Annotated in this window: 7 protein-coding genes and 2 pseudogenes; all 9 read right to left on the reverse strand. The window is 37.2% G+C overall.

The genetic code is table 11. The features are described from left to right. Positions 1 to 81: 81 nt before the first annotated feature. The gene (locus HZR21_RS11805; protein WP_246307843.1) at positions 82 to 687 is read right to left on the reverse strand and encodes a hypothetical protein; all 606 of its coding nucleotides are present in this window, start codon (positions 685 to 687) and stop codon (positions 82 to 84) included. Positions 688 to 732: 45 nt separating this feature from the next. Further along, a complete protein-coding gene (locus HZR21_RS11810) occupies positions 733 to 1383 on the reverse strand; it encodes an ABC transporter substrate-binding protein (RefSeq protein WP_246307844.1) in 651 nt (216 codons plus the stop codon). 118 nt (positions 1384 to 1501) lie between these two features. Then, a complete protein-coding gene (gene xylA, locus HZR21_RS09610; RefSeq protein WP_180747462.1) occupies positions 1502 to 2812 on the reverse strand; it encodes a xylose isomerase in 1311 nt (436 codons plus the stop codon). Positions 2813 to 3050: 238 nt separating this feature from the next. Then, entirely contained in the window at positions 3051 to 4241 is a 1191-nt protein-coding gene (gene mmsB / locus HZR21_RS09615; protein ID WP_219605608.1) for a multiple monosaccharide ABC transporter permease, read from the reverse strand. Beyond that, entirely contained in the window at positions 4241 to 5773 is a 1533-nt protein-coding gene (mmsA, locus tag HZR21_RS09620; protein ID WP_180747463.1) for a multiple monosaccharide ABC transporter ATP-binding protein, read from the reverse strand. The genes mmsB and mmsA overlap by 1 nt, the downstream gene beginning before the upstream one ends. A 16-nt stretch (positions 5774 to 5789) precedes the next feature. Further along, positions 5790 to 6865: pseudogene (chvE, locus tag HZR21_RS09625) on the reverse strand (multiple monosaccharide ABC transporter substrate-binding protein). 243 nt (positions 6866 to 7108) lie between these two features. Beyond that, positions 7109 to 8293, reverse strand: coding sequence for an ROK family protein (locus HZR21_RS09630; RefSeq protein ID WP_180747464.1), 1185 nt, complete (start codon positions 8291 to 8293; stop codon positions 7109 to 7111). A gap of 85 nt (positions 8294 to 8378) precedes the next feature. Further along, positions 8379 to 9107 carry a sugar kinase gene (locus HZR21_RS09635; RefSeq protein ID WP_246307845.1) on the reverse strand — a complete coding sequence of 243 codons (729 nt, stop codon included), beginning with the start codon at positions 9105 to 9107 and terminating at the stop codon, positions 8379 to 8381. A 29-nt stretch (positions 9108 to 9136) separates the two neighbouring features. Next, positions 9137 to 9245, reverse strand: a pseudogene (locus HZR21_RS09640) (IS982 family transposase); the annotation flags it as partial.

Here is a 9245-nt window from a genome sequence, read left to right on the forward strand (position 1 = left end):
GAATCTCTAGGTATTGGAATCGAAAATATTTTACTTATCGCTTCAAAGATAGAACGGTCTTTCAACCGTTCTATCTTTGGATTAAATTTTTAAATCCGGATAAGCATTTACGACAGCATCTTTAAAATCTTGAATCGCTTTTTTCTTATCTTTTTCGCCTTTAGAATAAGGAATCAAGCAGTTGTCAATATATAATGTTTCGATAGTTTGGTCATATTTTGTCAATATTTTGGCATTAATATTTTCAGCCATAGCTGCAAATGCTGCATAGTGATTTTGACCACCTAGGAATTTTTCTTCATAAGTATCTTTGATTTCGTTGACAACTTTTTGACTTGAAACGAAATCGCCCTTATCTTCTGCCCATTTTTTCAAGAAAGTTGGATCTGTTGTGATATATTTAATCAAATCAGCAGCTTCTTCTTTTTTGGTAGATTTTTCAGTAATACCAGCCCATGTACCGCCCCAGAACCATGATGTTGGTCCTTGGATCATACGCCAGTCTCCATCAGTTGTCACTTTCTTATCTGCTGATGTTGCATTAGGTTTCAACCAATAAGAAAGTCCCCAAGTTGGTAAACTGTAGCCAAGTACTTTATTTTCATTCATGCCAGCAAACCAAGCTTCTGACTGTCCTTCTGTATCTTGTGTCAATTTTTGACTAACAAAATCTTTTGAAATATCCATCAGTTGATCAAGACTTGAATCAATAACTAATTTATCGCCTTCAACCTAACCATGTTTACGTGCTCCAAAGAATGGTTTATATAAATCTTGGATAGAAGATAACATGTAGCCAGTACCACCACTTTTATCTTTAACAGCTTCTGCAGCTTTCAAAAAATCAGCATAATTTGATACTTGACTTTGAACACCCGCAACATCCCCTGTTCCTAACCATTTTTCAGCTAGTGATGCACGATAGAAGAAACCACCAGGTGCAGCTTGCCATGCGAGGGCACGCAATTTACCGTCTTCCGAGGTTCCAACTTCTTTAACATAGGAATAGGTATCATTACTTGCTTCCTTAATACCATCCATGCCACCTAAATCCGCCATTTGACCAGAGTCAACATATTTTTTAACAAAAGCAGATTCAAGTGCAATGACGTCTGGTGCCTTATCAGTATTAATCACTGGATCAAGTTTTGTTTCGTATTGATCTGACGGGATAGAAACGACTTTGATTTTATAACCTAAATCTTTGTGAGTTGGTAAATAGTAATCATTTACGATTTCTTTTAGTTCATCCGTGAAAGTCCAGGCGACCAAAGTTTTATCTCCACTATCGGATTTAGATTCACTTTTTTTACCACAAGCAGCAAACACGCCCAATGTTGCTACGGCCAGCAAGCCAACCGTGACAGCTCTCTTCAACTTCATAAAATTTCCCTCTTATTCCCTTTTTAAAAAGAAAGCGCTTTCTTTTTTGTGCTTAATTTACTCATGACAGTTGATGCCATGAGTAAATTATAATCATCTATTTTGTGATATAGGCAGCTTAAACTAAGTAATCGTTAAGATGCGATTTGACAAGTTCAATATGACTTGATTCATTTGTGATATCTGCACCATGTTGAAGTGAGTATTCAGTCAAGCTTTCAAGGTCTTCCTTGTCTGCCATAATGTTTGCACCAATACCTGTTTGGTAGCTAGCATAACGTTTGGCTTTAAGGTCTGACAAGAATTTATCTGCACGAATCGCTGCTGCACCTTTAAGGCCACGAGCATACGTATCAAAACCAGCAATGTGTGCCAAGAACAAATCTTCTGGGGCAAATGATGACCGACGTACTTTCGAGTCAAAGTTAATCCCACCAGGCGCAATGCCGTTGTTTTCGAGAATTTCAATCATGACAAGCGTTGTATCAAATACATTTGTTGGGAACTCATCTGTATCCCAGCCAAGTAAGACATCACCTTGGTTAGCATCGATTGAGCCGAGTGCACCATTGATACGGGCTACTGTCAATTCATGTTCAAAAGTATGACCAGCCAATGTCGCGTGGTTGCCTTCAAGATTAAGTTTGAAATCATCTTGCAAGTTGTATTTCAAGATGAAAGCAAGCGTTGTTGCCGCATCAAAATCATATTGATGTTTCGTTGGTTCTTTTGGTTTTGGCTCAATCAAGAATTGTGGTTTGTGACCAATTTTTTCACCATAAGCAATCGCCATTTTGAAAAGACGCGCGATGTTGTCTTGTTCAAGTGCCATGTCTGTGTTTAGAAGTGATTCATAACCTTCACGACCACCCCAGAAGACGTAGTTTTCACCGCCGAGTTTTTTAGAGATGTCCAAACCTTTTTTGATTTGAGCTGCTGAATAAGCAAAGACATCTGCATTATTAGATGAACCTGCACCATTGACAAAGCGTGGGTTTGAGAACAAATTGGCTGTATTCCAGAGCAATTTAATCCCTGTTTCATCCATTTTTTCTTTGATTAAATCTGTGATGATATCCAAGTTTGAGAAAAATTCTTCAAGCGTGTCACCTTCTGGTGCGATATCAATATCGTGGAAACAGAAGTAAGGCGCATCCAGTTTAACTAGGATTTCGAAGAATGCCTCAACACGATTTTTGGCTGTTTCAAGTGGTGTTGCACCAAACCAAGGGCGTTGGTTAGTTGGATTACCAAATGGATCTGAACCATCTTGTGTCATCGTATGCCAGTAGGCAATCGCAAAACGAAGATGCTCTTTCATTGTTTTGCCTTCAACGACTTCGTCTGGATTATAGTGACGGAATGCGAAGGGGTTTTTACTATTAATACCCTCATACTGAATTTTCTCTACTTCTGGAAAATATGCCATTTTTTCATCCTCCTGCTCGTTTTTTCGAGTCAATATAGTATTACATTTAATAAAGTTCGTTTGACGAACTAACTTACAATGATAATTGTAATCGTTTTCAATTGACTTGTCAAGCACTTTTTTGATATTTTTTGCGATTATTACTATATTTTTTTAAAAGTCCTTTAAAATCAAGTACTCTCTTAAAAATAAAAAAATTGACACTTTTAAAAGTTATCAATTTTTCCAAGATATATCTTTATTTTGATTTATTTTTATTATAAATATCAAAGGCTACTGCAAGTAAAAGCACAAAGCCTTTGATAGCTTGTTGCCAGTCTACACCAATCCCTAGTAATGACATACCGTTATTTAAAACGCCCATTACGAGACCGCCAATGATAGCACCTAAAACTGTACCGACACCACCTGATGCAGAGGCTCCACCGATATAACAAGCGGCGATTGCATCAAGTTCAAAACCATTTCCTGCTGTTGCTGTTGCAGCATTGAGACGTGCAGAGAAAATAATACCTGCAACTGCTGAAAGTAACCCCATATTGACAAACATCAAGAATTTGATTTTCTTGGTGTTAATACCAGATAATTCAGCTGCTTTTTCATTACCACCTGTTGCATAGACGTGACGTCCAATCGTCGTTTGATTCGTAATAAAGCGATAAACCAAAATCAAAATTGCTAAAATAATCAAGACATTTGGAAAGCCTTCATATTGTGCCATGACATAAGCAAACCAACCTAAAATGATGATAACCAAAATGTTTTTAACAAGAAACATCACATTACTCTCAACTGGAGAACCAAAACTGATTTTTTTCTTACGGCTGTTAATAGCAGATAAGACATAAAGTACTGCAATGACCGCTGCAATAAGTAATGTAAAGAGGTGAAGGCCGCCACCTTTTAAGAGGTCAGGAATGAAACCTGAACTGATGATTTGGAAACTCTTTGGATAAGGTGCTAATGATTTACCATCAAGCACGACGATTGTTAAACCTCTAAAAATAAGCATGCCCGCTAAGGTCGCAATAAATGAAGGGACTTTAACAATTGATACCCAGAACCCTTGAAAGGCACCGATTGCTGCGCCGACTAGCAGACAGATGATAACTGATAAAATCGTAGGCAACCCCATTTTTATGGAGAGAATCGCAGATAATGCGCCGACAAATGCGGTTATAGAGCCAACTGACAAATCAATTTCGTTCAAAATTATCAGAATGACCATCCCAATCGACAGAATTAAAATATAAGAATTTTGTAAAATGATATTTGTAATATTGAGTGGTTTCAAGAGAATCCCATTACTCAAAATTTGGAAAGCCAACATAATGATGACTAAGAAGAAATACATGCTGTATTTTTGGAAAATAGCCAAAAACATCGATAAGATATTTTTATTTGGAACTGCTGCTTTTTCTGTTACCATTAGACCGCCACCTCGTTTTTCGTCATCAATTGCATTAGATTTTCTTGCGTTGCGTTTTCTTTAGCAACTTCACCTGTAATTTTTCCTTCATTCATCGTATAGATGCGATTACACATACCTAATAATTCAGGAAGTTCTGATGATATGATACAGACTGCTTTTCCTGCTTTAGACATTTCTTGAATAATGGCATAAATTTCATACTTAGCACCGACATCAATCCCACGTGTCGGCTCATCTAAGAACAAAACATCTGGATGTATCAGCATCCATTTAGCTAGAACGACTTTTTGTTGATTGCCACCACTTAAACTACCAACGACTTGGAAAATATCATTACTTTTGATATTCATTTTGCGTTTATAGCTTTCAGAGTTTTTAATCTCTTGATTTTTATCAAGAATCGTATATTTAGCAATATCGTTAAGACTCGCTAATGAGATATTTTCATTGATACTTTCAATTAAGACCAGACCATCTCCTTTACGATCCTCGGTCACATAAGCAAGACCATTTGCAATAGCTTGTTTAACTGTATTAAGCTTAATTGGCTTGCCTTCTTTTAGAACTTGTCCTGTGATACGTGAGCCGTAACTCCTACCAAAGATACTTTTAGCAAGCTCAGTACGTCCAGCACCCATCAAGCCTGCAATACCGATAATCTCACCACGTTTAATTGAAAAATTGGCGTCCTTAATCACTTGTCTATCTGAATGAATCGGATGAAAGACATCCCAATTTTTCACCTCGAAATACGTGTCTCCGATTGTTGGTGTGTACTCAGGATAGCGATTGTCCAAACTTCTACCCACCATACCTTTGATGATCGTGTCCTCTGTCAGTCCCTCACCTTTTTCAAGCGTATCAATCGACTGACCATCTCGAATAATCGTCACTTTATCAGCCACTTCCATGACTTCATTAAGCTTATGAGAGATGATGATGCAAGTGATGCCTTGACTTTTGAATTTCAAGAGTAGTTGCAACAAATTTTCACTATCATCTTCATTTAGTGCAGCAGTTGGTTCGTCTAAAATCAATAGCTTAACATCTTTTGAAATCGCCTTAGCAATTTCTACGAGCTGTTGTTTGCCGACACCAATATTTTCAACTAAAGTATTAGGGTCTTCAAATAGGCCGACAATTTTCATGAATAGTTTCGCACGTTGGAACATTTCATCCCAATCTATTCTGCCGTGTTTGATGACTTCATTACCTAAGAAAATATTCTCAGCAATAGAAAGTTGCGGAATCAAGGCCAACTCTTGATGAATAATGACAATACCCTGACTCTCACTATCTTTAATATTTTTGAATTGGCATGTTTTTCCCTTGTAGATGATGTCTCCTTGGTAGTCACCATAAGGATAGACACCACTCAGAACTTTCATCAGGGTTGATTTTCCTGCCACATTTTCACCACAAAGTGAATGAATTTCGCCTCTTTCGACTTTAACATTCACATTATTTAAGGCTTTAACACCGGAAAAATCTTTGATAATGCCTTTCATTTCTAACATGATTTCTGCCATTTTTATCATCCTTTATTTATTTGATATCTGATTCCTTCAAATACCCACTATCAATCAGTTTAGCTTGATAATTGTCTTTATCAACAGCCACTGGTTCGATCAGATAAGTTGGCACAATTTTTTTATTGTTATCATATGTTTTCTCATCATTGATTTCTACTTTTTTGTCTGTCAAAATGTCATTTACCATACGAGCTGCGACACCAGCCAATTGTTTGGTATCTTTAAAAACAGTCATCGTTTGGTCACCAGAAATGATAGATTTAACTGAGGCAGCCTCTGCATCTTGTCCAGTAATAATTGGCATCGGACGATCTGCTTTACCATAGCCAACACCTTTGAGTGATGACACAATCCCCATTGCTACCGCGTCATTTGGTGCTAAAACAGCATCCAATTTTTCACTTGAATAATATGAACTCAGCAAGTTATCCATTCGTGCTTGGGCAGTTGCACCATCCCAGTTTTTAATGGCAATTTTATTGAAGTCTACTTGTTTACTTCTAACAACTAATTTACCTGACTCAATATAAGGTTTCAAGACACTCATAGCACCACTATAAAAGAAACGAGCGTTATTATCATCTGGCGCTCCTGCAAATAGCTCGATATTAAATGGTCCTGCAGCATTTTTTAAATCAAGTTTATCTACGATGTATTGTCCTTGAAGTTCGCCGACTTTCGTACTATCAAATGTCGCATAGTAGTCAACACCCTTAGCATTATGAGACGGTCATAGGAAATAACTGGAATTTTAAGTTTTTCAGCTTTATCTACAACATCTGTTAATGATTCGCCATCAATTGGGGCAACCAAAATCACATCAACACCTTTGGTAATCATGTTTTCAATTTGTGAGACTTGTGTGGGTACAACATCTTGCGCATATTGAATATCAACTTTGTAACCGTCTTTTTTCAATTGCTCAACCATGTAGTTACCATCTTTTTCCCAACGCTCTAAAGCTTTTGAAGGCATGGCAATTCCGACAGTCTTACCACTACCACCTCCTTCTTTTTTACCGCATGCTGCAAATAGGCTGAGGGTTGCAATAGTTGCAATTCCGAGTATTGCTAATTTTTTAAGTTTCATCCTGTCAATTCTCCATTTCTTCCTTTGAAAAAGTTCTCATTAGTGAAAAACCTATATAGTTATTAGTTCGTCAGACGAACCAACTTACATCATTGTTGTAATCGCTTACACTAGATTTGTCAAGCCTTTTTTTTTGTTTTTTTTGAAATTTCTATCAAATACATTAATAACTTACCAAATTAATAGGCTTTTCACTTGTTTTTCCCCGAAAAAAAAATGCCTGGATTAACTTCCGGCATTATCTTATAAAGAAAATTCTAAAATATGTTCTTGTAAACCAAGCACATGTCTTGAAATCAAGGCAACAGCACCTAATAAGGAGACATCTTGTACTGATGAATCCGAGATGATAAGCTCAGGTTTATGGACACTTTTAAATTGCTCAATGTTAGCTAACGTATCTTGCGCAACTTCTGGGCAATTATCAAAGATTCTTGAGGTAATGAAAATAGCTTGTGGTGCATAGAGCTGATTGAGATTATAGATAAAAGCTGCAATCGCCATTTCCCATTCCTCAATAAGTGGTACTACTTCAGCATCTTTATTGACTAGCAATTCTAAAAATCTTTCTCGAGAGATGTTATCTACTTTTTTGATTGCGGCAGTGCGGTCAATAATCGCATTTTCAGAGTACAAGTCTTCTAATCTTGGTAAATCAGCACCGCGATTTAGGTTCGTCTTGGCATCATAGATAATTGTACGCCCGACTTCTCCTGCTAAGCCGTCAGCTCCTCTAAAAACATGCCCTTCACATACAATACCTACCCCAATCCCATTATGGATATTTAAGGCGATAAAATCTTTGTAGGCAACTTCTTTATTGTAAAGATGATAGTCGCGATAAAAAATAGCAGCCAGATTGGCCTCATTTTCTATGAGGACAGGGACATCTGTCAATTTTTCCAGTTCTCCTACCAAATCAAAGTCTTCAAATTCAAAGAAAGGACTGTAAATGATGTTGTTATTAAAAACTGGCGCATGGACAGCAACTGCGATACCAACCAATCCTTTGATTGTATCCTGAATATCTAAGGATTCAATGACTATTTTCATCTCTGCAAAAACTGGGGCTACTTTTTTTGATTTAATTTCAATCGCACCCTCACTAATCGTTTCACCACTCAGGTGATTGATTGTATAGCGCAAATGTCTAACCCCCATATCGAAGGCAAGAACATAGCCATATTGTCGATTAAATCGAATCATACTCGGTTTGCGACCGCCGACATTAGATGATTCTCCAATTCCTAATTCTTGAACAAAACCTTCTTCTTCTAAATCAAGGAAAATTGATGAAACTGTTGACTTCTGTAAGCCAACTGCTTTTGAAATTGAACTCCGCGATGTTTTTTCTGAATTGAACAATGTTTGTAACACTAGCTTTCGATTGTTTTCTCTGACAACATCTAAATTTGCTTTTTTAACCATTTATCTACCTCTCGTCCAATCCCCTTAAGGTCATTATAACAATTTTTAATAGTTCGGTCAACGAACTTACATTGTTTTAATCCTATTAGCGATTAATTTCACCTGAAGTTGTGGTTTGAAAGGCCTGAATCTCATTTTCTGAAAATAAATTGACATCTCCCTCAATCGTATGTTTTAGCACACAAGCAGCTGATGCGAAGTTAATTGTTTGCTGTGGCTCCCAATTTTTCAAAATACCATGTAGGACACCTGCTGAAAATGCATCACCACTGCCAACACGGTCAATTATTGGTCGTATCACATATTGCTTAGAACTTGCAAGTTGACCGTCCGTATAAATAAAACCTTGCAGGATATTTTCTGAAGATGACTGGACTTGTCGTTGTGTCGAATAGAGCACGGATAGGTTGGGATAAACTTGCTTTATTTTTCGGTAGCATGTTTCTAAATCAACCGATTTCGTTTCATCATCCAATAGCTCTAAGATATATCTCGTATCGAGCTCACCTGCTGAGCAGTAATCAACAAGAGGCATCAGTCCTCGAATTACTTTGCCTGCTTGTGCTTGCGTCCAAAGTTTACCGCGATAATTAATGTCTAAGCTAATTTTACAACCTGCTAACTTTGCTTTTTCAATCAATAACTTAGTCAAAACTTGCCAAGGTTTAGACAAGGCAGGTGTAATACCTGAAACATGAAACAAGTCAATGCCCTCAAACAGATTTGTGTCTGACCAGATATCAGTTGCAACTTGCGAAAAGCTTGAATAGGCACGGTCATAAATGACTTGGCTGGCACGACACGCAGTTCCCATTTCTAAATAATACCCGAATTGCTAGTTGATTATTTAGCCATGACTTGATACCCGATAGAATATCTTAAAGTCTCTGGTTCCAGTGATTTAGCTGATTTTAACAGTAAAGAATACGCTAAAAGTATTATCTCTAATTTC

Source organism: Pseudolactococcus laudensis (assembly GCF_013449735.1).
GTDB classification, from domain to species: Bacteria; Bacillota; Bacilli; order Lactobacillales; family Streptococcaceae; genus Pseudolactococcus; species Pseudolactococcus laudensis.